Genomic DNA, 353 nt, shown 5'->3' with positions numbered 1-353 from the left:
CGCCGACAGCGACAAACGTAGGCGATGACCGACTGGATTCAGACGGCCAGAAGGTGACAGTGGTCGTGAATAACGGGGATGACCTGACAATCGACTCAGGCTTCTACAAACCGACACCTGCAGAGCCGACGGCACCGGAAGCAACATACACGATCGGTGACAAAGTGTTCGAGGACACCAACAAGGACGGCATCCAGAACTCAAATGAGCCTGGCATCCCGAATGTCCCAGTGACACTGACAAAACCGGACGGTACGACAGTGACAACGACGACAGATGCGAACGGCAACTACGAGTTCACAAATCTGCCGAACGGTGAGTACACGGTTGAATTCGGAACACCTGAGGGCTAC

1 protein-coding gene is annotated in these 353 nt (G+C 54.7%); it reads left to right on the top strand.

Features of this window, described 5'->3' with window-relative positions; all coding sequences use genetic code 11:
- The coding region (locus ERX27_RS11265) for an SdrD B-like domain-containing protein (RefSeq protein ID WP_133432864.1) at positions 1-353 on the top strand (353 nt) is incomplete at both ends.

This window comes from Macrococcus brunensis, assembly GCF_004359615.1.
Classification (GTDB): domain Bacteria; phylum Bacillota; class Bacilli; order Staphylococcales; family Staphylococcaceae; genus Macrococcus; species Macrococcus brunensis.
The sequence above is the reverse complement of the archived record's forward strand: the minus strand, read 5'-3'. Positions and strand labels throughout refer to the sequence as shown.